25 protein-coding genes are annotated in these 25231 nt (G+C 63.6%); 18 read left to right on the forward strand and 7 right to left on the reverse strand.

Translation table 11 applies throughout. The features are described 5' to 3' along the window. Positions 1–66: 66 nt before the first annotated feature. Positions 67–369, reverse strand: coding sequence for an Asp-tRNA(Asn)/Glu-tRNA(Gln) amidotransferase subunit GatC (gene gatC, locus ACODSZ_RS06025; RefSeq protein WP_008333559.1), 303 nt, complete (start codon positions 367–369; stop codon positions 67–69). 359 nt (positions 370–728) lie between these two features. On the opposite strand from gatC, the gene ACODSZ_RS06030 reads away from it, so the two are divergent. The 6 genes from ACODSZ_RS06030 to ACODSZ_RS06055 all read left to right on the forward strand — a co-directional run bounded on the left by ACODSZ_RS06030 (position 729) and on the right by ACODSZ_RS06055 (position 8267). Further along, on the forward strand, positions 729–1772 hold the full coding sequence (locus ACODSZ_RS06030) for a rod shape-determining protein (protein WP_006465688.1): 1044 nt from the start codon (positions 729–731) through the stop codon (positions 1770–1772). A 299-nt stretch (positions 1773–2071) separates the two neighbouring features. Then, positions 2072–3175: a rod shape-determining protein MreC gene (gene mreC, locus ACODSZ_RS06035; RefSeq protein WP_175343779.1), complete on the forward strand. Its 1104-nt coding sequence runs from the start codon at positions 2072–2074 to the stop codon at positions 3173–3175. Next, positions 3172–3681, forward strand: a complete 510-nt coding sequence (gene mreD, locus ACODSZ_RS06040) for a rod shape-determining protein MreD (protein ID WP_008333565.1) — start codon at positions 3172–3174, stop codon at positions 3679–3681. Before mreC ends, mreD begins: the two co-directional genes overlap by 4 nt. Before the next feature lie 19 nt (positions 3682–3700). Next, on the forward strand, positions 3701–5668 hold the full coding sequence (gene mrdA / locus ACODSZ_RS06045) for a penicillin-binding protein 2 (RefSeq protein WP_175343780.1): 1968 nt from the start codon (positions 3701–3703) through the stop codon (positions 5666–5668). Between the two features lie 106 nt (positions 5669–5774). Beyond that, entirely contained in the window at positions 5775–6884 is a 1110-nt protein-coding gene (gene rodA / locus ACODSZ_RS06050; protein WP_175343781.1) for a rod shape-determining protein RodA, read from the forward strand. A gap of 174 nt (positions 6885–7058) precedes the next feature. Next, positions 7059–8267 (forward strand): septal ring lytic transglycosylase RlpA family protein, encoded by a 1209-nt coding sequence (locus ACODSZ_RS06055; RefSeq protein WP_175343782.1) that lies wholly within the window; start codon positions 7059–7061, stop codon positions 8265–8267. A gap of 142 nt (positions 8268–8409) precedes the next feature. On the opposite strand, the gene rsmI is transcribed toward ACODSZ_RS06055, so the two are convergent. Beyond that, complete coding sequence (gene rsmI, locus ACODSZ_RS06060; RefSeq protein ID WP_175343783.1) at positions 8410–9330, reverse strand: 16S rRNA (cytidine(1402)-2'-O)-methyltransferase; 921 nt, start codon at positions 9328–9330, stop codon at positions 8410–8412. 13 nt (positions 9331–9343) lie between these two features. On the opposite strand from rsmI, the gene ACODSZ_RS06065 reads away from it, so the two are divergent. From ACODSZ_RS06065 to ACODSZ_RS06090, 6 genes are all read left to right on the forward strand, one after another. Then, a complete protein-coding gene (locus ACODSZ_RS06065; protein ID WP_488927247.1) occupies positions 9344–10612 on the forward strand; it encodes a penicillin-binding protein activator in 1269 nt (422 codons plus the stop codon). Positions 10613–10619: 7 nt separating this feature from the next. Beyond that, a complete protein-coding gene (locus ACODSZ_RS06070; protein ID WP_175343785.1) occupies positions 10620–10988 on the forward strand; it encodes a YraN family protein in 369 nt (122 codons plus the stop codon). Positions 10989–11129: 141 nt separating this feature from the next. Then, complete coding sequence (locus ACODSZ_RS06075) at positions 11130–11726, forward strand: phosphoheptose isomerase (RefSeq protein ID WP_175343786.1); 597 nt, start codon at positions 11130–11132, stop codon at positions 11724–11726. Continuing rightward, the gene (locus ACODSZ_RS06080) at positions 11719–12378 is read left to right on the forward strand and encodes a BON domain-containing protein (RefSeq protein ID WP_008333582.1); all 660 of its coding nucleotides are present in this window, start codon (positions 11719–11721) and stop codon (positions 12376–12378) included. Before ACODSZ_RS06075 ends, ACODSZ_RS06080 begins: the two co-directional genes overlap by 8 nt. A gap of 159 nt (positions 12379–12537) precedes the next feature. Then, positions 12538–13065 carry a peroxiredoxin family protein gene (locus ACODSZ_RS06085; protein WP_175343787.1) on the forward strand — a complete coding sequence of 176 codons (528 nt, stop codon included), beginning with the start codon at positions 12538–12540 and terminating at the stop codon, positions 13063–13065. Between the two features lie 178 nt (positions 13066–13243). Then, complete coding sequence (locus ACODSZ_RS06090; RefSeq protein WP_488927248.1) at positions 13244–13744, forward strand: LapA family protein; 501 nt, start codon at positions 13244–13246, stop codon at positions 13742–13744. Between the two features lie 90 nt (positions 13745–13834). On the opposite strand, the gene pyrE is transcribed toward ACODSZ_RS06090, so the two are convergent. Beyond that, complete coding sequence (gene pyrE / locus ACODSZ_RS06095) at positions 13835–14494, reverse strand: orotate phosphoribosyltransferase (protein WP_008333588.1); 660 nt, start codon at positions 14492–14494, stop codon at positions 13835–13837. 174 nt (positions 14495–14668) lie between these two features. Here pyrE and ACODSZ_RS06100 point away from each other — a divergent pair, with 174 nt between their 5' ends. Continuing rightward, positions 14669–15445 carry an exodeoxyribonuclease III gene (locus tag ACODSZ_RS06100; RefSeq protein WP_488927249.1) on the forward strand — a complete coding sequence of 259 codons (777 nt, stop codon included), beginning with the start codon at positions 14669–14671 and terminating at the stop codon, positions 15443–15445. A gap of 76 nt (positions 15446–15521) precedes the next feature. Here the strand turns inward: ACODSZ_RS06100 and ACODSZ_RS06105 are convergent, their stop codons facing one another. The 3 genes from ACODSZ_RS06105 to dprA form a co-directional block, all read right to left on the reverse strand. Beyond that, positions 15522–18194, reverse strand: a complete 2673-nt coding sequence (locus tag ACODSZ_RS06105) for a DNA topoisomerase III (protein ID WP_488927250.1) — start codon at positions 18192–18194, stop codon at positions 15522–15524. A gap of 412 nt (positions 18195–18606) precedes the next feature. Then, a complete protein-coding gene (locus ACODSZ_RS06110; protein ID WP_008333600.1) occupies positions 18607–19083 on the reverse strand; it encodes a Smg family protein in 477 nt (158 codons plus the stop codon). An 86-nt stretch (positions 19084–19169) separates the two neighbouring features. Next, positions 19170–20303 carry a DNA-processing protein DprA gene (gene dprA / locus ACODSZ_RS06115; protein ID WP_488927251.1) on the reverse strand — a complete coding sequence of 378 codons (1134 nt, stop codon included), beginning with the start codon at positions 20301–20303 and terminating at the stop codon, positions 19170–19172. Positions 20304–20608: 305 nt separating this feature from the next. Between dprA and def the strand changes: the two genes are divergently transcribed. Beyond that, on the forward strand, positions 20609–21127 hold the full coding sequence (gene def, locus ACODSZ_RS06120; protein ID WP_008333604.1) for a peptide deformylase: 519 nt from the start codon (positions 20609–20611) through the stop codon (positions 21125–21127). Positions 21128–21235: 108 nt separating this feature from the next. Here the strand turns inward: def and ACODSZ_RS06125 are convergent, their stop codons facing one another. Further along, positions 21236–22300 carry an MBL fold metallo-hydrolase gene (locus tag ACODSZ_RS06125; protein ID WP_175343793.1) on the reverse strand — a complete coding sequence of 355 codons (1065 nt, stop codon included), beginning with the start codon at positions 22298–22300 and terminating at the stop codon, positions 21236–21238. 131 nt (positions 22301–22431) lie between these two features. Here ACODSZ_RS06125 and ACODSZ_RS06130 point away from each other — a divergent pair, with 131 nt between their 5' ends. The 4 genes from ACODSZ_RS06130 (at position 22432) to ACODSZ_RS06145 (ending at position 25199) form a co-directional block, all read left to right on the forward strand. Next, positions 22432–22845 (forward strand): MerR family transcriptional regulator, encoded by a 414-nt coding sequence (locus ACODSZ_RS06130; protein WP_175343794.1) that lies wholly within the window; start codon positions 22432–22434, stop codon positions 22843–22845. 109 nt (positions 22846–22954) lie between these two features. Continuing rightward, positions 22955–24139: an isovaleryl-CoA dehydrogenase gene (locus ACODSZ_RS06135; RefSeq protein WP_175343795.1), complete on the forward strand. Its 1185-nt coding sequence runs from the start codon at positions 22955–22957 to the stop codon at positions 24137–24139. 41 nt (positions 24140–24180) lie between these two features. Next, positions 24181–24783, forward strand: coding sequence for a 2-hydroxychromene-2-carboxylate isomerase (locus tag ACODSZ_RS06140; protein WP_175343796.1), 603 nt, complete (start codon positions 24181–24183; stop codon positions 24781–24783). Further along, complete coding sequence (locus ACODSZ_RS06145; protein WP_175343797.1) at positions 24783–25199, forward strand: YchJ family protein; 417 nt, start codon at positions 24783–24785, stop codon at positions 25197–25199. Before ACODSZ_RS06140 ends, ACODSZ_RS06145 begins: the two co-directional genes overlap by 1 nt. Positions 25200–25231 lie beyond the last annotated feature (32 nt).

Raw genomic sequence — 25231 nt, forward strand, 5'->3', positions numbered from 1 at the left:
GTTACGCTGCGGTCTTGCGGGCCGGCTGGGCCGGAAGCGGACGGTGGCTGGGGCCAGGCGCCGGGTTCATTCGATGACCTTGGGCACCAGGTACAGACCATCCTGGGTGGCCGGGGCCGGTTGCTGGTAGTCGTCGCGGCGATTGGATTCGGTCACGACATCTTCGCGCAGGCGCAGCGCCAGCGCCGGCTCAATGGCGGCGATCGGGTGCGACAGCGGTTCCACGCCGGAGGTGTCGATGGCCTTCATCTGTTCCACCAGGGCGAAGATGCCATTGAGCTTGTCCAGCGTGGCACCGGCCTGGGCGTCGGTCAGCTCCAGTCGGGACAGGTTGGCGATGCGTTTGACGTCGGAAAGGGCTAGAGACATGGTCGAAAGGACGCGCAGGGCGCGCCGCGTGATGTTGAAATTGGAAGACCCGTAGCCGCTGCGGCCGGTAGACGAATTCTGCAGCCTTGGCTGCCCGCGGCCAGTTCGCTTGCGCGGCGGCTTGACCAAGTCAGGGCGTGGTTCGCACAAGAAACGGCAAACCCGCGCCAGATGGCGGCCGGAAGGGCACGGGGTGCTGATACTTTTGGCAAGCCGGCTTGCTGGTTTCTCGGGAATTATAAGGTAGAATGTCGGATTAATGCCTTGCAGGCGCCTGATTTTCGCGTCGCCGCAGCATGAACGGACACCTCCCCCTATCAAAAAGCTAGCGCCCCCTCGCGGGCGCATCAGGACAACTCATGTTTGGATTTCTCCGCAGTTACTTCTCGAACGATCTGGCGATCGACCTCGGCACCGCGAACACGCTGATCTACGCGCGCGGCCACGGCATCGTGCTGGACGAGCCGTCGGTGGTGGCGATCCGCCAGCAAGGCGGCCCCAACGGCAAGAAGACCATCCAGGCGGTCGGCAAGGAAGCAAAGCAGATGCTGGGCAAGGTGCCCGGCAACATCGAGGCGATCCGCCCGATGAAGGACGGCGTGATCGCCGATTTCACCGTCACCGAGCAGATGTTGAAGCAGTTCATCCGCATGGTGCATGACTCCAAGCTGTTCCGCCCCTCCCCGCGCATCATCATCTGCGTGCCCTGCGGCTCGACCCAGGTGGAACGTCGCGCCATCCGCGAATCGGCCCTGGGCGCCGGTGCCTCCCAGGTCTACCTGATCGAGGAACCGATGGCCGCTGCCATCGGCTCGGGCCTGCCGGTCTCGGACGCCACCGGCTCGATGGTGGTCGACATCGGCGGCGGCACCACCGAAGTGGGCATCATCTCGCTGGGCGGCATGGTCTACAAGGGTTCGGTGCGCGTGGGCGGCGACAAGTTCGATGAAGCCATCGTCAACTACATCCGCCGCAACTACGGCATGCTGATCGGTGAGCAGACCGCCGAAGCCATCAAGAAGGAAATCGGCTCGGCCTTCCCGGGCTCGGAAGTCAAGGAAATGGAAGTCAAGGGCCGCAACCTGTCCGAAGGCATCCCGCGTTCCTTCACCATCTCCAGCAATGAAATCCTGGAAGCCCTGACCGATCCGCTGAACAACATCGTCTCGGCCGTCAAGAACGCGCTGGAACAGACCCCGCCGGAACTGGGTGCCGACATCGCCGAAAAGGGCATGATGCTGACCGGTGGCGGCGCCCTGCTGCGCGACCTGGACCGCCTGCTGATGGAAGAAACGGGCCTGCCGGTGATCGTGGCCGAAGACCCGCTGACCTGCGTGGTGCGCGGCTCGGGCATGGCACTGGACCGCATGGACAAGCTGGGCTCGATCTTCTCGGCCGAATAAGCCGGGCAGCAAGTCCGAGCAGCACGATGCGCCTGCCGGACTGCAGGCGCAGGCAGTACAGCATGAACCGGCGGCAATGTACCGCCGGATGAGTGGGGAACCGATCCGTTCGATATGACGCCGTTCACGCCGACCAGCCACAGGATGCGCACACCGCTTGCGCACAGGGGGGCAGGGCCGGCTGGTGGACCGTCGCAGGAACGCTTCGGCTCCCCTTTTTGTTACCGTTTTCGACGCAGGAAGTGAGTTATCCGCCTGCAGCCGGTCACCTGACGTGACCCTGCAGTCGGCCTGACGCCATGGAAATCCCACCACTCTTCAAGCAGGGCGCCTCGGCCCGGGTGCGCGTGACCGTCTTCGCATTGATCTCGGTCGTGATGCTGGTGGTCGACGCCCGCATGCACGTGCTGGGCACGCTGCGCCAGGCGCTGGGCACGGCCCTCTATCCGTTCCAGACGGTAGCGATGATTCCGCGCGACGCCTTTACCAATTCGTCCGAGTACTTTTCTTCGCTGGCCTCGCTGCAGAAGGAAAACCGCGAGCTGCGTCAGCAACAGATCGTCAATGCCCAGCTGATGCAGCAGGAAAGCCTGCTGGCGGCCGAAAACGCGCAACTGCGCAAGCTGCTGGACATGCAGCAGAAGGTGCCGGTCAAGTCCATCGTCGGCGAGATCCTCTACGATGCGCGCGATCCCTTCACCCGCAAGATCATCCTCAATCGCGGCTCGCAACAGGGCGTCATGCCGGGGCAGCCGGTGATCGACGATGTCGGCATCGTGGGCCAGGTGACGCGGGTGTTCCCGTTTTCTTCCGAAGTCACGCTGCTGACCGACAAGGACCAGGCCATTCCCGTGCAGGTGCTGCGCAACGGCCTGCGCAGCGTGGCCTATGGCCGTGGCCAGACCGGCGCACTGGACCTGCGCTTCATGCCCTCCAACGCCGATATCCAGAAGGGTGACGTACTGGTGACCTCGGGCATCGACGGCGTCTATCCCCCCGGTCTGTCGGTGGCCAGCGTGGCGCTGGTGGAAACCCGCTCGGCGGACGCCTTCGCCCGCATCGTCTGCCGCCCGCTGGCCGGCATCGACCGTCATCGCCAGCTGCTGATCCTGCTGGTGGACCAGAACCTGCCGCCGCGTCCCGAACCGGACGTGATCGATGAAAAATCGGCCAAGCTCTTCAAGCGCCGCCTGCGTGACAGCACCCGTGACAACGGCGGCGAGGAAACCACCCCCGCACCCAAGGACAAGCCGGCCGAGGAGCGCAAGGGCTCAGCCAGCGTGACCACGCCGGCCAAGCCGGCCGGCGCTGCGGCGGCGACCACTACCCCGGCCACCGGTGCCAAGGCTGCCACCGCTGCCACTGGTGCCGCCAAACCGGCGGCCAAGGAATCCGCACGATGAACAATCAAACCATCCTCCTGCCGGCCAGTCCGCTGTTCATCGCCTTCAGCCTCATCGTGGCCTTCGTGCTGAACCTGATGCCCTGGGGCCAGATGGTCGGCGTGCCGGACTTCGTGGCACTGGCGCTGGTGTTCTGGAACATCCACCAGCCGCGCAAGGTCGGCATCAGCATCGCCTTCATGATGGGCCTGCTGATGGACGTCAACGAAGCCACGCTCCTGGGCGAGAACGCGCTGGCCTATACCCTGCTGTCGTATTTCGCCATCATGATCCACCGCCGCGTGCTGTGGTTTCCGTTGCGTACCCAGGCGCTGCATGTGCTGCCGCTGATGCTGCTGGCCCAGGCGGTGCAGCTGGTGATCCAGCTGCTGGTGACGGGCAAGTCGCCGGACTGGTTCTACTTCAGCGAAAGCGTGGTCTCGGCACTGCTGTGGCCGCTGGTGAGCATCCTGCTGCTGGCGCCCCAGCGCCGCGCCGTGGACCGCGACGAGAACCGCCCCATCTGAAGGGCCAGGTGCAAGCAGCATGACTGAATTCAAGAATACCGCGCAAGAACTGAGGCTGTTCCGGATGCGCCTGTTGGCTGCCAGCATCCTGGTACTGGTGTGCTTCAGCCTGCTGCTGGCGCGGTTCCTGTGGCTGCAGGTGGTGCGTCACGACGCCTACGCCGCCCAAGCCGAGGAAAACCGCATCTCGGTGGTGCCCATCGTGCCCAACCGCGGTCTGATCCTGGACCGCAACGGTGTGGTGCTGGCTCGCAACTATTCGGCCTATACGCTGGAAATCACGCCTTCCAAGATCAAGACCAACATCGATGACCTCATCGACGAGTTGAGCAAGATCGTGGAAATCCAGCCGCGCGACCGCCACCGCTTCCGCCGCCTGCAGGATGAATCCAAGAACTTCGAAAGCGTGCCCATCCGCACCCGCCTGACCGACGAGGAAGTGGCCAAGTTCACCGCCCAGCGCTATCGCTTCCCCGGCGTGGAAGTGCAGGCCCGTCTGTTCCGCCAGTACCCCTACGGCAAGACGGCCGCGCACGTGATCGGCTACATCGGCCGGATCAGCCAGCGCGATGCCGAGCGCATCTCCGATTCCGACGATGAAGCCAACTACAACGGCACCGACTACATCGGCAAGGAAGGTCTGGAAAAGAGCTACGAGACCCAGCTGCACGGCACCACCGGCTACGAGGAAGTGGAAATCTCGGCCAGTGGGCGCGCGGTGCGCTCGCTCTCGCGCACGCCGGCCACGCCCGGCAAGAACCTGATCCTGTCCATCGACATCGAGCTGCAGAAGGTGGTTGAAGAAGCCTTCGGCGACCAGAAGGGCGCGCTGGTGGCGATCAACCCGGCCACGGGCGATATCCTGGCCTATGTCTCGCAACCCTCCTACGATCCCAACCTGTTTGTCGAAGGCATCGACCAGCAGAGCTGGGATGAGCTCAACAAGTCGCCCGACCGGCCGCTGCTGAACCGGCCTCTGTCAGGCGTGTATTCGCCCGGATCGACCTACAAGCCCTTCATGGCGCTGGCCGCCCTGGAACTGGGCAAGCGCCGCCCGCAGGATGCCATCCGCGATCCCGGCTACTTCGTGCTGGGCAACCACCGCTTCCGCGATGACAAGGAAGGCGGCCACGGCATCGTCGACATGTACCGCTCCATCGTGGTGTCGTGCGATACCTACTACTACATGCTGGCCAACGACATGGGGGTCAATGCCATTCATGACTTCATGAAGCCCTTCGGCTTCGGCCAGATCACCGGCATCGACCTGGAGCACGAGAAGCACGGCATCCTTCCCTCTACCGAGTGGAAGCGCACCGCCTTCCGCAAACCCGAACAGAAGCGCTGGATCGCCGGCGATACCGTCTCGCTGGGCATCGGCCAGGGCTACAACAGCTTCACCCCGCTGCAACTGGCGCAGGCCACGGCCATCCTGGCCAACAATGGCGTGGTGATGAAGCCGCACCTGGTCAAGATCATCGAGGATGGCGTCACCCATGAGCGCACCGAGACCGTGCCCAAGGAAAGCTATCGCATTCCGCTCAAGCAGGAAAACATCGACTTCATCAAGCGCGCCATGGTGGGTGTGGTCAAGGAAGGCACGGCCGCGGCGGCCTTCCGGGGCGCACCCTATGAGTCCGGCGGCAAGACCGGTACCGCACAGGTGGTCAACATTGCCAAGAACCAGAAGTATGATTCCAAAAAGCTGGCCCGTATCTACCACGATAACGGCCTCTACATCGGCTTCGCGCCGGCCGATGCACCGCGCATCGCCATCGCGGCCGTGGTCGAGAACGGGGGCTGGGGTGCCGGCGTGGCCGCGCCGCTGGTGCGCAAGGCCATGGACTACTTCATGCTGGGCAAGCGTCCCAACGAGCCGATCAAGGCTGTCGCCCCCGATGCGGCAGGCGCCGACACCCCGGTCGAAGGCCCCACCACCGAGGACGGCGGCACCACGCCGACGGTCCAACCGGATGTGCAGGAATGAAAGCCCATGACGTTTGGCCCCTGGCCGCTGACATGAACGCTGGCGCGGCGCCATCGCCCTGTGCCGGGCCAGACATCGCAACAAGCTGTACGCACGAGGAGCCGGCATGAGCCTGCAACGTCCGCCCCTGTGGCAAACCATCAAGCCGCACCTGACGGTGTTCGACGGCGCGCTGTCGCTGATCGTGTTCCTGATCGTCTCGGTGGGCATCGTCACGCTGTACTCGGCCGGGATGAACTTTCCGGGCCGGGTGGAAGACCAGCTGCGCAACATCCTGGTGGCCTTCGTCATCATGTGGATCGCCGCCAACGTCTCCCCGCAGCTGCTGCTGCGCCTGGCCGTGCCGGTCTATACGGTGGGGGTGACGCTGTTGATTGCGGTGGCCCTGTTCGGCATCATCAAGAAAGGTTCGCGCCGCTGGCTCAACATCGGCATGGTGGTGCAGCCTTCGGAGATCATGAAGATCGCCATGCCGCTGATGCTGGCCTGGTACTTCCAGAAGCGCGAGGGCATGCTGCGCTGGGATGCCTTCCTGGTGGCGGCGATCCTGCTGTTGATCCCGGGCTTCCTGATCATCCGCCAGCCCGACCTGGGCACGGGCCTGCTGGTGCTGGCCGCCGGTTTCTACGTCATCTTCTTTGCCGGACTGCCGTGGAAGATCCTGTTGGCGCTCTTCGTGGCGGGGGCGGCCAGTCTGCCCGTGGTGTGGTCCTTCATGCACGACTACCAGCGCCAGCGCGTCATGATGCTCATCGACCCGACCTCCGATCCGCTGGGCAAGGGCTTCCACATCATCCAGTCGACCATTGCCATCGGCTCCGGCGGGATCACCGGCAAGGGCTGGCTGATGGGCACGCAGACCCACCTGGAATTCATCCCCGAACGCACCACCGACTTCATCTTCTCGGTCTACTCGGAAGAATTCGGGTTGATCGGCAACATCGTGCTGCTGGTGCTGTACCTGCTGCTGATCGGGCGCGGCCTGATGATCACGGCCAATGCGCCCACGCTGTTCACGCGCCTGCTGGCCGGGGCCATCACCATGATCTTCTTCACCTATGCCTTCGTGAACATGGGCATGGTCAGCGGTATCCTGCCAGTGGTGGGCGTGCCCCTGCCCTTCATGAGCTATGGCGGCACCGCCCTGGTCACGCTGGGGCTGGGCGCGGGCATCCTGATGAGCATCCAGCGCCATCGCAAGCTGGTACAGAGCTGACCAGGCAGCGCAGCTGCATTGTTGCCCCTCCGACAAGTTCACGACGATTCGTGAACTCGCTGCACGGACCTGTTGTCAGCTTCGCTGCATTGCACTCTGGTATCGTTGCGAACATTCCGGCCGGGACGGGCTTTTTTCCGTTCCGGCGCATCGACTGCTGACCAAGGACAGGCCATGGGAACACACACTCCAGAACATCACCACCGGCGCGCCCCCGGGGACCGCCTCCTGCGTTGGGGCGCGCTGCTGCTGCCCCTGCTGCTGGCCGCCTGCGGCACCACCCAGCAGGCCTCGCGCCAGACTGCACAGGCGCCGGCCACCACGAGCAAATCGGCCGGATCGCGGCCGGCCAATGTGCCGGCGCTACCGGCGGCGGGCTCCGGTCGCGGCGGCTACTACAAGGATGACGGTCCGGGCGACCACATCCCCGACGGACTGCTGGACGTGGCCGATGCCGAACCGCAGGTGGAACCGGTCTCCAAGGCGGCCAGCCGGCCCTACAAGGTGTTCGGCAAGACCTATGTACCCATCACGGACGAGAACCAGCCCTTCATCCAGCGCGGCATCGGCAGCTGGTACGGCAAGAAATTCCACGGCCAGAAGACGTCCTCGGGTGAGCTCTACGACATGTACAAGATGACGGCCGCGCACCCCACGCTGCCCATTCCCTCCTATGCCCGGGTGACCAACCTGAAGACTGGCAAGCAGGTCATCGTGCGCATCAATGACCGTGGTCCGTTCCACTCCAACCGCATCATCGATCTCTCCTACACGGCCGCGCTCAAGCTCGGCTACCTCGGCAGCGGCAGCAGCGAACTGGAGGTCGAACGCATCCTGCCCGAAGAAGCCCAGCGCATGGCCGATGCCCGCCGCAATGGCGGCGGCACCAGGCTGGCGGCGGCCGACCCGATCAACCGGGTGGCCGATAGCGGGGCCGCTGGTCAGGGCGTCTCCACCGGTGCGGTAGAAATCAATACGGTCAGCGCGCAAGGCCTGCCGCCACAGCCTACCGTGGCGGCCGTGCAGCCCATCAATGCCAGCACCACCAGTGCCGCCGGCGGGGCCGGTCTGGCCGGTGGCGGTGGCATCATCAATGCCGTGGCCAGCGGTTCGGCACCTTCCCCGGCCATGCCCCAGGCGGTCCCGCTGACGGCCGGCTATTACCTGCAGTTCGGTGCCTACTCGCAAGAAGCCAACGCCCTGGTGGCACGCGACAAGCTGCTGCCCAGCCTCACCGGCATCGTCGACAGCATGCAGGCGGTGCAGGTCAATGGTCTCTATCGGCTCTACGCCGGCCCCTATCCGACCCGCCCGGCGGCACAGAATGCGGCCATGCTGGTGCGCCAGCGCAGTGCCGGCACCCCCTTCATCGTGGAGCGCTGAGCCGGCCCCGGTTTTTGGGAAATGTCTTCACATGCCCTGCGGCGGACTTGCCGCACAGGGCGGCGTGGCGGGGGGGCCCGCGCACATCTGCATATCACGGCCGGAACCGGCTGTACCGGGGGCCTGGCGGGCCGGACTGGCCTCAGGCGTGGTCGGCCCCGTCGTCTTGCGCAGCTTGCCGGATCTGCAAGGCGCGTTCATACAGGGCATTCTTTTTCTGACCGGTGATCTGCGCGGCCAATGCGGCCGCCTGCTTGACGGGCAACTCTTCCAGCAGGATGCGCAGCACGCGCTCACCCTCGGCATCCTCGCCCTCGACCACTTGTGCGCCTTCCAGCAAGACCACGAATTCGCCGCGCTGGCGGTTGCCATCCTGCTCCAGCCAGGCCACCGCCTCGCCCAGCGGGCAGCGGTGGAGGTGCTCGAAGAGCTTGGTCAGCTCGCGTGCCAGCACCACCTGGCGCGTGGGGCCGAACACCTGCAGCATCGACTGCACGGTCTCGACGATGCGGTGCGGGGCTTCATAGAACACCAGCGCCGCCTGCAGGGCGACCAGTTCCTGCAGGGCGGTTTCACGCTGGCGGGTCTTGGCCGGCAGGAAGCCTACGAAGTGGAAACGCGCATCGGTCAGCCCCGAGGCCGACAAGGCTGTCACCGCCGCCGATGCGCCCGGCAGGGGGATGACCTGGAACCCTGCCGCGCGCACGGCGTCCACCACACGGGCGCCGGGGTCGGAGATGGCCGGAGTGCCGGCGTCCGAGACCAGGGCGACCCGCTGGCCGGCCTGCAGGCGTTCGACGATCCTGGCGGCGGCTTCGCGTTCGTTGTGCTCGTGGGTGGCCAGCAGCTGCTTTGAGAGACCATAGCGCTGCAGCAGCTGGCTGGTATTGCGGGTATCCTCGCAGGCCACTGCATCGGCGATGGCCAGTACATGCAGGCCGCGCAGGGTGATGTCGCAGACATTTCCGATGGGCGTGGCCAGCACATATAATGCCGACACCGGATAGCTTTGCTGGGCGGCATCCTGCAGGATGGAAGCGGCGACGCTGGAATTCTGATTCATTGAAGGGGGCGGGATGTTCACAAGTTGGAAGAAAATGACCGCGCACGCGGCCCTGCTGGCAGGCATGCTGGCACCATGGATGATGACGGCCAGCGCCGCCGCAGCCCACAGTGTACCTCTGCTGGCCCAGGCTGCCACGCCAGGCGCCCCCGCGGCCGCCGCCGACCCGGCCCCGCTGGCCCTGCCACCGGGCACTTCGCCCGAGATGCAAGCCGCCGCCGCAGGCGGCCCTGCCGTCCCGCCCGCGCCCCCCATCATCCACATGGCCTTGCTGCTGCCTTCCCGCAGCGGTGCCTTCGGTGCCGCTGCCGATGCGGTGCGCACGGGTTTCCTGACGGCCTATTCGCGCCAGAAGGAAAACATCCAGCTGGCCATCGTCGAAACCGGTGACTCTGCCGCCGACATGCAGCGCGCCTATGACGAAGCCTCGGCCAAGTACGACATCCTGGTCGGCCCGCTCTCGCGCAGCGCCGTCACCGCCGTGGCCCAGAGCGGACGAGTGAGCAAGCCCACCGTGGCCCTGGCGCAGCCCGACATGAATGGCGAAGCCGATCTGCCGCTGCCGCCGCAGATGCTGGCCGTGGGCCTGTCCATCGACGAGGAAGCGCGCCAGGTCGCCAACTGGGTCGAGAAGGAAAAGGCTCCCGGCAAGATCTTCGCCATTTCCACCGGCACGGCCTGGCAGAAGCGTGCGGCCCGCTCCTTCCAGCTACGCGCGCGCCAGCTCGGCATGCAGGTGGACACGCTGGAACTGAGCACGCCCGCCAACGCCCTCTCTGCCCCCGGCCTGGCACAACTGGCCAGGCGCGTAGAGCAGGAAAAGCCGGCCCTGATCTTCGTGGCCCTGGATGCGGCGCAGACCGTGCAGTTGCGCAATGCCGTGGGCAACGACATGCCGCTGTACGGCACCTCACAGATCAATCCCTACACCTTGAAGCGCGACAATCCCAACGACAAGCTGCCCGAACTGGATGGTGTGCGTCTGATCGACATCCCCTGGCAGCTGCAGCCGGACAACGTGGCCGTGGCTCGCTACCCGCGCCCGACCGTCAATGACAACGAGCGTCCCAATGCTGACCTGGCACGCCTGTACGCCCTGGGCATCGATGCCTATCGGGTGGCCTACGGCATCGCCCAGAAGCAATCCGGCTTCGACATCGACGGTGTCACCGGACGGCTGAACGTGAACATGGTCAGCGGCGGCACCACCTTCTTCCAGCGCCAGGAAACCCAGGCCGTCTACCAGGACGGCTGGCCGGTGCCGCTGGCCGACCAGTACTGAGGCCATCATGGCGCCAGGCAGCCTGCTGCGGCGCACGGCGCGCCAGCGTACTGGAGACGATGCCGAGGACCGGGCGCTGGCCTACCTCCAGGCGCAGGGGCTGCAACTGATCCAACGCAATTTCCGCTGCAAGGGCGGCGAGATCGACCTGATTCTGCGGGAGAACGCCACCATCGTCTTCGTGGAGGTCCGTGCCCGCGCAAGCAGCGCCTTTGGCGGCGCTGTGGCCAGCGTCACGGCGGCCAAGCAGCGGCGCCTGCTGCTGGCAGCCCAGGTCTGGTTGCAAGGCCAGTCCGGACTGCCACCCTGCCGCTTCGACGTGGTCGCCCTCGAGGGTGGCCAGCTGCAGTGGCTGCGCAACGCCATCAGCGCCTGATCCTCCCGGATCCTGCCTGCACGGGCAGCATGGGGCCATCACGCCGGGCATGGCGTATCATGTGCGACCGGATTCCGGAAACCTCTCTTTACCAATTGCCCGGGCTTGGCCGTGTTCAAGTCCTCTATAATCGCAGGCACCATGACAAATCCTCGCATCCTCGCCCATTTCCAGGAAAGCGCCGACCTGAAGATGAAGGCTGCCAACGTGTTGGCCCAACCGATCGAACAGGCGATTGAACTTATGTTCACTGCACTGTCGAATGGCAACAAGATTCTTGCCTGTGGCAATGGCGGATCGGCCGCTGACAGCCAGCACTTCGCGGCCGAACTGGTCGGTCGCTTCGAACGCGAACGCCTGCCGCTGCCGGCGCTGGCCCTGACTACCGATACTTCCATCCTCACGGCGGTCGGTAACGATTACAGCTATCAGGAAATCTTTTCGAAGCAGGTCCAGGCCTTCGGCCAGGCCGGCGACATCCTGCTGGCCTTCTCGACCTCGGGCAATTCGGGCAACATCCTGGCGGCCATCGAAGTGGCCCACGAACGCGACATGCGCGTGGTGGCCCTGACCGGCAAGGGTGGCGGCAAGATCGGCAAGATCCTGACCGACGCCGATGTGCATCTCTGTGTGCCGCATGACCGTACCGCGCGCATCCAGGAAGTGCATCTGGTGTCGCTGCACTGCATTTGCGACGGTATCGACGTCGCGCTTTTTGGAGATGATGCGAATGAATGATGCACGATCCTTGTTGATCCGCCTGCGCCGCCCGCTGGCGGCCGTGGCCCTGGGCGGCATGATGGCCCTGAGCCTGCAGGGCTGTTTTGCAGTCTTTGCCGGCGGTGCGCTGGCCACCACCTTTGCCGCCACCGACCGTCGCACCCTGGGTGCGCAGACGGAAGACAAAGCGATCGTCGTCAAGGGCGAAGCCCGTATTCCCGACGTGGTGGCCGCCGGCTCCCATGTCAACGTGACCGCCTTCAACCGCAAGGTGCTGCTGTCGGGCGAAGTGCCCGACGAAGCCTCCAAGGCCGCCGCCGAACGTGAAACCAAGGCCATCCAGAACGTCGAGACGGTGTACAACGAACTGGAAGTGGGCCCGTCGTCGAGCTTCGGTTCGCGCTCCAGTGACGCGCTCATCACCAGCAAGGTCCTGGCCAGCCTGGTGGATGACAAGACGCTGTATTCCAGCGCCTTCAAGATCACCACCGAGCGCGGCATCGTCTACATGATGGGCCGCGTGACCCAGCGTGAAGGCCAGCGCGCGGCGCAGATCGCCAGCGGCGTCTCGGGCGTGAACAAGGTCGTGACCCTGTTCGAATACATCACCGAGGACGAACTGAAGGATTACCAGCGCAAGCCGGCCGACGAGAACAAGTCCACCAGCTGAGCGCAGGCCCCCCCCTGATGCAGGTCAAACCGCCGGCCCGTCCGGCGGTTTTCACGTACAGGCCCGGCCCGCAGGATCCCGCGCGGCGGTCTATAATGCTTCACTTCAATGGGGTTGCCCTGTGCAGCCCCTTCCCGCATTCCGAATCCGGAGTTTTCCATGCAAGCACAGGCAAACGCTTCCAAGAACGGTTTCATGATCAAGCTGGCCGCCGTCCTCGTGGTGGCTGCCGTGGCCGCCTTCGCCTATTTCAAGGTCAATGCCGGCAATGCCGCACCCGACGTCACCTTCACCAAGCTCGATGGCCAGCAGGTCGCCTTGAAGGATCTGCGCGGCAAGGTGGTCATGGTCAATTTCTGGGCCACCAGCTGCACCACCTGCGTGGGCGAGATGCCGCAGATGATCGAGACCTACAACAAGTTCAAGGACCGTGGCCTGGACTTCGTGGCCGTGGCCATGAGCTATGACCCGCCCAACTACGTGCTGAACTACACCGAAACCCGCAAGCTGCCCTTCAAGGTCGCGCTGGACCCGCAAGACACGCTGGCCAAGGCCTTCGGCGACGTCAAGCTGACCCCGACCACCTTCGTCATCGGCAAGGATGGCAACATCATCAAGCGCTATGTCGGTGAGCCGCAGTTCGCCGAACTGCACCAGTTGCTGGAAAAGGCCCTGGCGGCCGCCTGAGCCCTGCGCCACCCTCCCCCCCAAAAGCCGGCTGTGATGCCGGCTTTTTCATTTCCGATTGCAATCGGGCAACTGCAAGGAACATCCCTGCGCCTGACCTAGTCCAAGATATTCATATTGCTGTCATGACAAGCACTTGCGTGCCTCTGCCGACACCTTCACAACAAAGGAGGCTGACATGAAATTCCGGACCATTTTCCTGATTGTGCTGCTGGCGCTGGTCGCCATCTTCGCCGCGGTCAACTGGACGGCCTTTACGGCCACGACCACGCTGTCGCTGATCTATACCGAGTTCCAGGCGCCGCTGGGTGCGGTGATGCTGGGCGTGGTGGTGGTGCTGACGGCCTTCTTCCTGCTCTACATCCTGGCGCTGCAGACGACCGTGATGCTGGAAAGCCGGCGCCTGACCAAGCAGCTGGAAGCGCAGCGCGCCCTGGCCGACCAGGCCGAGCATTCGCGCTTCAACGACCTGCGCGGCTATCTGAAGACCGAGCTGGAGCAGTTGCAGCAGCGCCAGAGCGAACAGCAAACCCTGCTGGCGCAGCGCCTGGATGCCTTGCAGCGTGACATCCACCAGCGCGTGGAACAGACCGAAAACGCCGTCGCGGCCCAGGTCGGCGAGCTCGATGACCGCCTGCAGCGCCAGCGCGTGACTACCCTGCCCCAGAATCTGGCGTAATTCTTCCAACGCACACGCAAAAAAGGCTGGAACCTCGCGGATCCAGCCTTTTTCTTCATTTAATGCCTTTTGGAGGCATTTCCAGGGTACTTAGACGCCGTAACGGGTCCGATACGCTGCCACCGCATCCTTGTACTGGCTCAGGCGGGCATCGCCGCCGTTGGAGATGTACTCGAAGAGGTCATTGAGGTTGCCGATGGAGATGACCGGCATGTCGTACTCGCGCGCCACTTCCTGCACGGCCGAGAGTTCGGAGAGCGCACCATCCTTGCCCGAGCGCTCCATGCGGTCCAGTGCGATCAGCACGGCGCAGGGGGTGGCACCGGCGGCGCGGATCATGTCCACCGACTCGCGCACCGAGGTGCCGGCCGAGATGACGTCATCGATGATGACGACCTTGCCCTGCAGCTTGGCGCCGACGATGGTGCCGCCTTCGCCGTGGTCCTTGGCTTCCTTGCGGTTGAAGGCGAAGGGCACGTTGCGGCCCATGCCGGCCAGCGCCACGGCAGTGGCCGAGGCCAGGGTGATGCCCTTGTAGGCGGGGCCGAACAGCATGTCATATTCCACACCCGAATCCTGCAGGGTCTGGGCGTAGAAGCGGGCCACCTGGGCCAGGGTCGCGCCCTCGCTGAAGAGGCCGGCGTTGAAGAAGTAAGGCGAGGTACGGCCTGCCTTGGTGACGAATTCGCCAAAGCGCAGCACGCCGGCCGATACCGCGAATTCGATGAATTCCTGTCGCAAGTTGCTCACAATGTATTTCCCGGGAAGAGTCAAAACGGAAGGTGCGGACCGCGCCCGCTTGCCGCAGGGCAAGGCAGCACGGTGGCAAAGCCTTCATCAGGCCGCCATTTTAAATGATTCATCCTATCGGTTATGCTACCGGCCTTAATGAACACGCTTGCACAACAAGCAAACAGGACATCCATGCCAAAAATCGTCTCCGCCAACCTCAACGGAATCCGCTCGGCCGCCAAGAAGGGCTTCTTCGAGTGGATGCAGAAGGAAGCGCCGGACTTCGTCTGCGTGCAGGAACTCAAGGCCCAGGCCGCCGACATGACCGAGGACTTCCTGGCCCCGGCCGGCTATGTCGGCCATTTCCACTATGCCCAGAAGAAGGGCTACTCGGGCGTGGGCGTCTACAGCCGCCGCCAGCCGGACTCGGTGCGCATCGGCTTCGGCAATACCGAATTCGATGACGAAGGCCGCTATGTCGAATGCGACTACGGCGACCTGACCGTGATCTCGCTCTATGCGCCCTCGGGTTCCTCCAGCGAGGAGCGCCAGGAAGCCAAGTTCCGCTTCATGGAAGCCTTCCTGCCGCACCTGATGGAGTTGGAAAAGAGCGGCCGCGAAGTGGTCATCTGCGGCGACTGGAACATCGCCCACAAGGAAATCGACCTGAAGAACTGGAAGAGCAACCAGAAGAATTCCGGCTTTTTGCCGGAAGAGCGCGCCTGGATGACACGCATCTTCGACCAACTGGGCCTGGTGGACGTCTACCGCCGCCTGCATCCGGAGACCACCGGCGAAGCCTACACCTGGTGGAGCAATCGCGGCCAGGCCTGGGCCAACAACGTGGGGTGGCGTATCGATTACCATGTGTCCACGCCGGGCATTGCGGCCAGGGCGGTGAGTGCGGCGATCTACAAGGAACAGCGCTTTTCGGATCATGCGCCGCTGACGGTGGTGTACGGCGACTAAGCCACACTGAGCTCGCCAACAAAAAGCCCTCGCACCGTGAAGTGCGAGGGCTTTGTCGTTTCCGGCCGGCCGGAAATCAGGCGTCGGGAGCTGCTGCCTTCTTCGGCGTCGCCTTGCGCAGGGCCGGCTTCTTGGCCGCTGCCGCCTTGGTCTTGGTGGCAGTGGTCTTGGCTGCCGTTTTGGTCGCCGTCTTCTTGGCGGCCGGCTTGGCGGCTGCCTCGTCGGCACCATCATCAGCGTCCGCCGCCTTGCCCTTGGCGGGCGCCTTGGCCTTGCGTTCCTCGAACTCGAAGCTGATCTTGCCATCCTTGCCACGCACCAGGAAAGCCTTGAAAGGCCGGCGCGTGCGCTGCGAGATGAAGCCCGGCAGCAGGTCGGTCTTGCCGTCGTTCAGAAGCTTGCTCATCTGCTCCGGCAGGATCTCCTGCTGCAAGATGATGCGGCTGCTGCGGAAGTCGCAGGCCTTGGGCTTGGCCACGGTCTTCTCGCACACATAGGCCAGGCCCATTTCGTAGACGCCGCTGCCGCACTTGGGGCAGGCGCCCAGCGGGGTCTGCTCGCTGAAGTCGACCGGCTCGCCGCCTTCGCCGTCCGCCTGGTCCTGGCCGAAGTCGAATTCCAGCTTGAAGTTCTTGATCTCTTCGTCGCGCGAAATCTTCAGGATGGCCGCAAACGGACGGCCCATCTTGGAACGGAAGCCCTGCAGCGGGCCGATAGTGCGGTTCTGCAGCAGCTCTTCCACCTCGGCGATCTCGAACTGACGGCCACCGGGCACCTTGCTCATCGAGAATTCACACTTGGTGCAAGCGAAGCGACGGTAATTTTCCTTCACCACGCCACCGCAGTTGGGGCAAGGCGTGTGCAGCGTCGCGTAGTCGCCGGGGATGGTGTCGTTGTCGTATTCCTTGGCGCGCTTGACGATGATCTGGGTCATCTGCGCGATTTCGCGCATGAACTCGTCACGGCTGATCTTGCCGCGTTCCATCTGGGCCAGCTTGTGTTCCCACTCGCCGGTCAGTTCGGGTTCGGTCAGTTCGTCCACGCCCAGGCCGTGCAGCAGCGTCATCAGCTGGAAGGCCTTGGCGGTGGGCATCATTTCGCGGCCTTCGCGCAGCAGGTACTTTTCGTTGAGCAGACCTTCGATGATGGCCGCACGCGTGGCCGGCGTGCCCAGGCCCTTGCCGGCCATGGCTTCGCGCAGTTCATCCGAATCCACCAGCTTGCCCGCGCCTTCCATGGCCGACAGCAGCGTGGCTTCGGTGTAGCGGGCTGGCGGCTTGGTGACCAGGCCGTTGGCGGTGACCTTGTCGGTCTTGACCTTCTCGCCCGGAGCCACGGCGACCAGGTTGCCGCCGCCTTCCTTGTCCTTGTCGTCTTCCTCGACCTGCTTGCCGTAGATGGCCAGCCAGCCGGGGTTGATCATGACTTTACCTTCGCTCTTGAACTGGTGGCCCGACACTTCCGTGAAGCGGGTGGTCACCTGGAACTCGGCCGGCGGGAAGAACACCGCCATGAAGCGGCGCGTCACCAGGTCGTAGAGCTTCTGTTCCGGCTCCGACAGGTTCTTGGGCACCTGGGTGGTCGGGATGATGGCGAAGTGGTCGCTGATCTTGGTGTTGTCGAAGATGCGCTTGTTCGGCTTGACCCAGCCTTGCTTCAAGATCTGCTTGGAGAACTGGTGGTAATTGTTGTTCTCCGCCAGCGCCTCCATGGTGTCCTTGACCGTGTTGATGTAGTCCTCGGGCAGGTGGCGCGAATCGGTACGCGGATAGGTCAGCACCTTGTGCTTTTCATACAGCGCCTGGGCCAGGCCCAGGGTGTTCTTGGCCGAGAAGCCAAAGCGCGAGTTGGCCTCGCGTTGCAGGCTGGTCAGGTCGAACAGACCAGGCGACATCTGCGTGGTCGGCTTGGATTCCTCGGTGACATTGCCCGGCTTGTCGCGGCAGGCGGCCACGATGGAGTCGGCTGCGGCTTTGCTCCACAGGCGCTCGGGGCGCTTCTCGGGATCGGCTTCATCCTTCTTGTGGCCCTTGTCCAGCCAGCGGCCCTTGTAGATGCCGGCAGCGCAGACGAACTCGGCATGCACTTCCCAGTAGTCGCGCGGGACGAACTTCTTGATCTTCTCTTCACGCTCCACCACGATGGACAGCGTAGGCGTCTGCACGCGGCCCACGGTGGTCAGATAGAAGCCGCCCTCCTTCGAATTGAAGGCGGTCATGGCGCGGGTGCCGTTGATGCCGATCAGCCAGTCGGCTTCGCTGCGGCAACGCGCGGCATTGGCCAGCGGGAGCATTTCTTCATCATCGCGCAGATGGGCAAAGCCCTCGCGGATGGCGCCGGGGGTCATCGATTGCAGCCACAGGCGCTTCACCGGCTGCTTGGCCTTGGTGTATTGCGCGATCAGGCGGAAGATAAGTTCACCTTCGCGGCCCGCGTCACAGGCGTTGATGAGGGTGGTCACATCCTTGCGCTTGATGAGCTTGGAGAGCACCTTCAGGCGCGACTCGGTCTTGGCGATCGGATTGAGCGCAAAGTGCGGCGGAATCATCGGCAGGTGGGTGAAACTCCACTTGCCGCGCTTGACGTCGTATTCCTCGGGGACTGCGATTTCCAGCAGGTGACCGACAGCCGAGGACAGGATGTACTCGTCGGATTCGAAATACTCATCGTGCTTGGTGAAGCCGCCGAGCGTCTTCGCGATGTCGTTCGCGACAGAGGGCTTCTCGGCAATGATGAGGGTCTTGCTCATAAGTATGGATCTCGGTGGTGAGAGGTCAGTTGCTGGCGTGTTGCGGAAATGCGATCAGCCTCACATGGGGCCGGAATGTCCCGAAACAACGCCATGCCATCCCAGGCGGGAAACGATGCGCGGCGGCGAGCTGGGCAAGTGGCCGGCGTTTCATTGCCTGTGGACAACGGAATTTTTATATAGTAGCCAATATCGGGCCAATGCGGGGGAATGATAAGCGTGATGCAAATGAAACGGCAAGCACAAGGGCTTGCCGTTTCAATGAATCATGCGCTTTTCCGGGCTTTCATGTTCATTCCTGCTCATTCATGTCGAAATGGCTTGAAATGAAGCAACAACGCCAGGATGCGGCGTCAGCACGATGTCAGCAAGGCTCCCTCCCAGCCCTGTCGCTCGTGCCAGGCCGGTGCTTTCAGTGCAGCAGGCGAGGTTCGGTGTCGTCCTCGTCGAGGAACAGCTCCTCGAACATCAGACCGTCCGGTTCCTTGCCCTGGCTCCACAGCACCATCAGGACGATGACCTTGAGCTTTTCCAGGCCGACCGGCGCTTCACCGGCGGCCAGGGCGCGCTCGATGACGATCTCGCGCTGGATCGGGTCCAGCATCTTGGCCGATTCGAGGAACTGGATGAAACCGATGGCTTCCACGCCCAGAACATCGCTTTCCTGGGTCGCATAGATGCGCGTACCGAAGGAGAAGGCGGTCTGTCGGGGATAGTTGTCGGCGAACTCATGATTGGCGACTTCAAGATCCGTCAGCCATCCGAGTGCCTGGGAGATTTCATCTTCTTCGAAACCAATCGCGGACAACTTCTTGACGAGCGCCTCGGGTTCGGGGCAGGCATCAGGGCGATAGTAGGTTTCGTACAGGTAAACGAGGACATCAAACATGTTCGTACTCTATCGCGAAGGTTATGAATGTACAAGTCAGCCAAGTCCAGTATGGCAGGATTTGCGGCGCTGCGGGGATAATTTCTTCACACGAGTCGACGATAACGTGCACCCGGCAGCAACTCCACCCAACCCTGCAGTTCCAGCGTTAGCAAACTCCCTGCCAGGGCCGCTGCATCAAGGCCGCAGCGCTGGGCGAGGGTATCGGCATCCACAGGATCATGACCCAGGCTCTGCAGTACACGTCGGCTTGCCGGATCGACATCTTCCACGGCGGCAGGTGAAGTTTCCTGCACGACAGCTTGCTGCGAAGACAACACGGACCATGCGGGCAATTCATCGAGGATGTCTTGCGTGGTCTCCACCAGCTTGGCGCCCTGGCGGATGAGCTGATGACAGCCCTTGGACAGCGGGGCATGAATGGAGCCGGGAATGGCAAACACATCTCGCCCCTGCTCGGCCGCCATGCGCGCGGTGATGAGCGAGCCCGACTGGGCTGCCGCCTCCACCACCAGCACGGCGCGCGACAAGCCCGAGATGATCCGGTTGCGGCGTGGAAAGTTGGCCGCCAGCGGCGGCGTAGCCAGCGCATATTCACTGACGATGCAGCCGCCCTCGGCAATGCGTTGTGCCAGCGCCCGGTTACGCTGGGGATAATCCAGATCGATGCCGGTGCCGATCACCGCCACCGTCGAACCGGTCCCGCTGAGCCCACCCGCATGGGCCGCCGCATCGATGCCCAAGGCCAGCCCGGAGACGATGGTGATGCCGGCCCGGCTCAGTTCCTCGGAAAAACGCGCCGCATGCAGCACGCCCTGGGTCGTGGCATTGCGGCTGCCGACCACGGCCAGGGCCGTACGCGCCAGCAACGCCGGATTGCCGCGCAGATACAGCAGCAAGGGCGGATCGGCAATCTGCAACAGGCCCGGCGGATAGGCTGCATCGGCCAGCGTGACGATGGACTGCCCCGGCACCTGCACCCACGCCAGCGTGGCCGCGATGCGTTCACATTGCTGCGCCGTGGGTGCCCGCAACAAGCTGGCCGCCACCGGCGCCGGCACCACCTCGCGAATGGCCTGCGCATCAGCCTGCCAGAGATTGCCCGGCAAACCGAACACCGACAACAGCCGGCGCGCCAGCACCGGACCGACACCGTCGGTCATCGCCAGGCGCAGCCAGGACGCCAGATCGGCAGACTCTTGATGGAAATGCTCTTGCATGACAGGAAATGAAGTTTTGCGCATCAGATGCCCGCTCAAGGCCGCGCAGCGCGGCTCTCCGGGCGAGCCGGGGGCTGGCTGTGATACACTTTTCCAATTGATCGGGAAACCCTTGGCCGCCGGGCCATGCAGCACACGCCAGCCAAAGAGGGCAATTGTGCTGCCGCCGCGCTTGAAGCGTCGCGCTCCGGCCACATTTACACGATAAATCCCGAAATGAATTCCCTGGACGCTCGCAAAATGACGAGATCCGGCCTGAACCAGGTCCCCCGAGACCGAATCCCAAGCTTACCGAGAACCCACGTATGGCCCTGCTGAACATCCTCCGTTACCCCGATCCGCGCCTGCACAAGATCGCCGCCCCCGTAACCGTCTTCGACGAGCGCATCAAGAAACTGGTGGCTGACATGGCCGAGACCATGTATGCCGCGCCCGGCGTGGGCCTGGCCGCGTCCCAGGTGGACGTGCATGAGCAGGTGGTGGTCATCGACGTCTCCGACGAGGGCAAGAACCTGCAGGTCTTCATCAATCCCGAGATCCTCTGGGCCAGTGAAGAGAAGCGCGTCTACGACGAGGGCTGCCTGTCGGTGCCCGGCATCTACGATGGCGTGGAGCGTCCGGCCCGCGTGAAGGTGCGCGCCTTTGATGCCGACGGCAAGGCCTTCGAGGTCGATGCCGATGATCTGCTGGCCGTGTGCATCCAGCACGAGATGGATCACCTGAAGGGCAAGGTCTTCGTCGAATATCTCTCGCCGTTGAAGCGCAACCGCATCAAGACCAAGCTGCAGAAGGAAGAGCGCGAGATGAAGAAGAAGGCGGGCTGAAGCGCCTGCCCCATCCGAGATGAAAAATAACGCCGGCCGGGTCATCCCCGCCGGCGTTTTTCATTGATGCGTCATCTGCATCAATGCCATCGATTGATGCAGAAAGACTTACACCGCCACGAAGCGATACACCCCATCCTCTCCCAGCATCCGCCTGACCGCACCGTCAACCCAGAGCTTGTGCAAGTGGGCCACCGCCTCGCCCAGCGCAAAGGAGAGCTGGTGCGTATCCAGCGGCCGCTTGAACATCACCGGCAGGATATCCACGCCCGTCTGCGGCGTGGCGCAGGCGTGCAACACTTCGGCCAGACGCTCGCGGTGATGATCGTTCAACTGCGCGATACGCGTATGCAGGCCACGGAAGGGCTTGCCATGCGAAGGCAGCACCAGCACCTCAGCCGGCAGGTGGCCATACTTCTTCAGGGAATCCAGATACTGCTGCACGGGATTGCTCTCCGGCTCGATGGCAAACACCGAGACATTGGTGGAGATGCGCGGCAACACCATATCCCCCGAAATCAGCACATTGAGCGCTGCGCAGTACAGCGACACGTGCTCCGGTGAATGCCCGAAACCGGTGATGATGTCCCAATCCCTTCCACCGATGCGCACTGCGTGACCGTCCTGCATGCGGTGATACGCATGCGGCACCGCCGGCACCAGATCCTGGTAATAGGAATTGCGCCCCTGCAGTGTGGCTATCGTCTCGGGGTCGGCCAGCCCGTGGCGCCGGAAATGCGGTGTGGCCGCCGTGCCCTCGGCCCCCGGCAAGGCCGCCGACATCACGCGCGCAAAGGCGTAATCGCCGGTGCTCATCCACAGCGGCGCCTGCCAGCGTCGGCACAGCCAGTCGGCCAGGCCCACATGATCCGGATGGCAATGCGTGACCAGCACGCGCAGGATGGGCAGTCCGTCGAGCTCCTCGGCGAAGATGCGCTCCCAGGCCGCGCGAGTGTCGTCGGTGGCGATGCCGCAATCGATCACGGTCCAGCCACGCTGGCGGCCCTGCGGCGTTTCTACCTCGTCCTCCAGCAACCAGAGATTGATGTGATTCAGGGCAAAGGGCAGGCCCATGCGCAGCCAGCGCACACCCGGCGCCACCTCCATGGTGTGGCCGGTGTCGGGCAAGGTGTCGCCGAAGGCGTAGTCGAGCTGGGATTCAAGAGCATTCATCAGTAAGCCTGGCGATCATCGAGAAGGGAAGTCATGCGCTGTCGCGCCAGCCCTGCATTTTTTGCTGGACGACAGGGCACAATATACTTTACGTTAACGTAAAGTGCCAGACCAACCCATCGATTCGTCCCATGCCTACCTACACCATCACCGAACTGGCCGAAGAATTCGCGATCACGCCCCGTGCGATCCGGTTCTACGAAGACCACGGCATCCTCAATCCCAAGCGCGAGGGCGTGGGCGGGCGGCATCGGGTCTATCCGGCGCGCGAACGTACGCGCCTGAAGCTCACGCTGCGCGGCAAGCGTCTGGGCTTTACGCTCGCCGAGATCAAGGACCTGATCGACATGTACGAGTCGCCCAAGGATACGCAGCCACAATTGCAGCGCTTCCTGGGCCTGTTGCAGCAGCATCGCGAGAAACTGGAACAGCAACGCGAAGACCTGGAACTGACCCTTTCCGAAATCGCCGCGCACGAAGAAGAATGCCGGCAACTGCTGGTCGAGGCCAAACCGAAAACCAGACGCAAGGCGGTGGCCGCCTGACCTATACGGAAAACAGAGGCCCTCACGCCATCACCATTGACGTCAACGTCAAGCAACAGCATCCCATGATCAGAACAATAATTTCCCACTACCCAACGAGGAGACACCCATGATCCACCTGCCCGGCCTCACCTTCGACCACGGCGAGGACATCGCCGCCCTGCGTGAAGCGGTCGCCGCCTTCGCGCACACCGAGATTGCCCCGCGCGCAGCCGAGATCGACCGCAGCGACCAGTTCCCCATGGACCTGTGGAAGAAGCTGGGCGAGCTGGGCGTGCTGGGCATCACCGTGGGCGAGGAATATGGCGGTGCCGGGCTGGGCTATCTGGCCCACATCATCGCCATGGAAGAAATCTCGCGCGCCTCAGCCTCGGTGGGGCTGTCCTACGGGGCGCATTCCAACCTGTGCGTGAACCAGATCAAGCGCAACGGCAACGAAGAGCAAAAGCGCAAGTACCTGCCCAAACTGATCTCGGGCGACTTCATCGGTGCACTGGCCATGTCCGAACCCAATGCCGGCTCCGACGTGGTGAGCATGAAACTGCGTGCCGACAAGAAGGGCGACCGCTACGTGCTCAACGGCAGCAAGATGTGGATCACCAATGGCCCCGATGCGGACGTGCTGGTGGTCTATGCCAAGACCGATGTGGAGGCCGGCGCGCGCGGCATGACCGCCTTCCTGGTGGAAAAAGGATACAAAGGATTTTCCGTCGCGCAGAAACTGGACAAGCTCGGCATGCGCGGCTCCCACACTGGCGAACTGGTGTTCCAGGATTGCGAGGTGCCCGAGGAAAACATCCTGGGCGGCATTGGCCGTGGCGTCAACGTCCTGATGTCGGGCCTGGACTTCGAGCGCAGCGTGCTCTCGGGCGGGCCGCTGGGCATCATGCAGGCCTGCATGGATGTGGTGGTCCCCTACGTGCATGACCGCAAGCAGTTCGGCCAGGCCATCGGCGAATTCCAGCTGATGCAGGGCAAGCTGGCCGACATGTATTCCACCATGATGGCCTGCAAGGCCTACGTCTATGCGGTGGGCCAGGCCTGTGATCGCGCCGACAGCGCCGACAAGGTGCGCGCCCTGCGCAAGGATGCTGCCGGTGCCATCCTGTATTCGGCCGAGAAGGCCACCTGGATGGCCGGAGAAGCGATCCAGTCGCTGGGCGGCAATGGCTACATCAACGAGTATCCCGTGGGCCGCCTGTGGCGCGATGCCAAGCTCTACGAGATCGGTGCCGGCACCAGCGAGATCCGCCGCATGCTGATCGGCCGCGAACTGTTCGCCGATACGCTGTAAGCGCCCTCGCCTCTTTTCAAACTTCAGACACGACGGACATCATGAGTACACCCATCGATTTCTACTTCGACTTCAGCTCGCCCTATGGCTACTTCGCTGCTGTCGAGATCGACAAGCTGGCCGCGAAATACGGTCGCGGCGTCAACTGGCATCCCATCCTGCTGGGCCCCATCTTCAAGGCGCTGGGGACCAATTCGCTGGTCAACATCCCGGTCAAGGGCGACTACTCGCGCCACGACATGGAGCGTACTGCGCGCTTCCACAACATCTTCTACAAGGCCCCGAGCCAGTTCCCCATCGGCACGCAGGTCGCTGCGCGCGCCACGCTGTGGGTGCAGCAGACCCAGCCGGCCAAGGCGGTGGACCTGATCAAGACCTTGTACAGCGCCTACTTCACCGAAGACATCGACATCAGCGTGCCCGAAAACGTGCTGCGCATCGCCGCCGACAATGGCATCGACCGCGCCGCGCTGGAAGCGGCGCTGGGCTCGCCGGAACTGAAGGAGCAACTACGCGCGAGCACCGACGCCGCTGGCCGCGCCGGCGTCTTCGGCTCGCCCTTCATGATCGTCGATGGCGAACAATTCTGGGGCTTCGACCGCTTCACCCAGCTGGAAGCCTTCCTCAAGAACGGAAAGATCTGATGAGCACCAAGAAGGACAAGTCCGGCCCCTGCCCCTGCGGCCAGCCCGGCTTCGAGACATGCTGTGGCCGCTTCATCACCGGCGGCCAGGTACCGGCCACGGCCGAGCTGCTGATGCGCTCGCGCTACAGCGCCTTCGCCCTGCGCGATGAAGCCTACCTGCGCGCGACCTGGTTCCCGGACACGCTGCCGGAAGAAGAACTGACCAGCGAAACCGACGTCAAGTGGATCGGCCTGGACATCAAGAAACACCAGCACGCCAGCGGCAGCGATGAGGCCACCGTCGAATTCGTGGCGCGCTTCAAGGTCGGCGGCAAGGCGCACCGCCTGCACGAGATCAGCAACTTCGTGCGCCAGCCCGATGAGAGCGGGCAGGCGCGCTGGTACTACGTGGATGGGCGCTTTCCGGACGGGTGACGTTTTCTGCACCATGCCCCGCCTGCCGTGCG

This window comes from Herbaspirillum sp. FG34 (assembly GCF_057809315.1).

Coding starts and splice junctions, on each gene's coding strand:
- gatC (WP_008333559.1), bottom strand. CDS start 369: ATGTCTCTAGCCCTTTCCGACGTCAAACGCATCGCCAACCTGTCCCGA.
- ACODSZ_RS06030 (WP_006465688.1), top strand. CDS start 729: ATGTTTGGATTTCTCCGCAGTTACTTCTCGAACGATCTGGCGATCGAC.
- mreC (WP_175343779.1), top strand. CDS start 2,072: ATGGAAATCCCACCACTCTTCAAGCAGGGCGCCTCGGCCCGGGTGCGC.
- mreD (WP_008333565.1), top strand. CDS start 3,172: ATGAACAATCAAACCATCCTCCTGCCGGCCAGTCCGCTGTTCATCGCC.
- mrdA (WP_175343780.1), top strand. CDS start 3,701: ATGACTGAATTCAAGAATACCGCGCAAGAACTGAGGCTGTTCCGGATG.
- rodA (WP_175343781.1), top strand. CDS start 5,775: ATGAGCCTGCAACGTCCGCCCCTGTGGCAAACCATCAAGCCGCACCTG.
- ACODSZ_RS06055 (WP_175343782.1), top strand. CDS start 7,059: ATGGGAACACACACTCCAGAACATCACCACCGGCGCGCCCCCGGGGAC.
- rsmI (WP_175343783.1), bottom strand. CDS start 9,330: ATGAATCAGAATTCCAGCGTCGCCGCTTCCATCCTGCAGGATGCCGCC.
- ACODSZ_RS06065 (WP_488927247.1), top strand. CDS start 9,344: ATGTTCACAAGTTGGAAGAAAATGACCGCGCACGCGGCCCTGCTGGCA.
- ACODSZ_RS06070 (WP_175343785.1), top strand. CDS start 10,620: ATGGCGCCAGGCAGCCTGCTGCGGCGCACGGCGCGCCAGCGTACTGGA.
- ACODSZ_RS06075 (WP_175343786.1), top strand. CDS start 11,130: ATGACAAATCCTCGCATCCTCGCCCATTTCCAGGAAAGCGCCGACCTG.
- ACODSZ_RS06080 (WP_008333582.1), top strand. CDS start 11,719: ATGAATGATGCACGATCCTTGTTGATCCGCCTGCGCCGCCCGCTGGCG.
- ACODSZ_RS06085 (WP_175343787.1), top strand. CDS start 12,538: ATGCAAGCACAGGCAAACGCTTCCAAGAACGGTTTCATGATCAAGCTG.
- ACODSZ_RS06090 (WP_488927248.1), top strand. CDS start 13,244: ATGAAATTCCGGACCATTTTCCTGATTGTGCTGCTGGCGCTGGTCGCC.
- ACODSZ_RS06100 (WP_488927249.1), top strand. CDS start 14,669: ATGCCAAAAATCGTCTCCGCCAACCTCAACGGAATCCGCTCGGCCGCC.
- ACODSZ_RS06105 (WP_488927250.1), bottom strand. CDS start 18,194: ATGAGCAAGACCCTCATCATTGCCGAGAAGCCCTCTGTCGCGAACGAC.
- ACODSZ_RS06110 (WP_008333600.1), bottom strand. CDS start 19,083: ATGTTTGATGTCCTCGTTTACCTGTACGAAACCTACTATCGCCCTGAT.
- dprA (WP_488927251.1), bottom strand. CDS start 20,303: ATGCAAGAGCATTTCCATCAAGAGTCTGCCGATCTGGCGTCCTGGCTG.
- def (WP_008333604.1), top strand. CDS start 20,609: ATGGCCCTGCTGAACATCCTCCGTTACCCCGATCCGCGCCTGCACAAG.
- ACODSZ_RS06125 (WP_175343793.1), bottom strand. CDS start 22,300: ATGAATGCTCTTGAATCCCAGCTCGACTACGCCTTCGGCGACACCTTG.
- ACODSZ_RS06130 (WP_175343794.1), top strand. CDS start 22,432: ATGCCTACCTACACCATCACCGAACTGGCCGAAGAATTCGCGATCACG.
- ACODSZ_RS06135 (WP_175343795.1), top strand. CDS start 22,955: ATGATCCACCTGCCCGGCCTCACCTTCGACCACGGCGAGGACATCGCC.
- ACODSZ_RS06140 (WP_175343796.1), top strand. CDS start 24,181: ATGAGTACACCCATCGATTTCTACTTCGACTTCAGCTCGCCCTATGGC.
- ACODSZ_RS06145 (WP_175343797.1), top strand. CDS start 24,783: ATGAGCACCAAGAAGGACAAGTCCGGCCCCTGCCCCTGCGGCCAGCCC.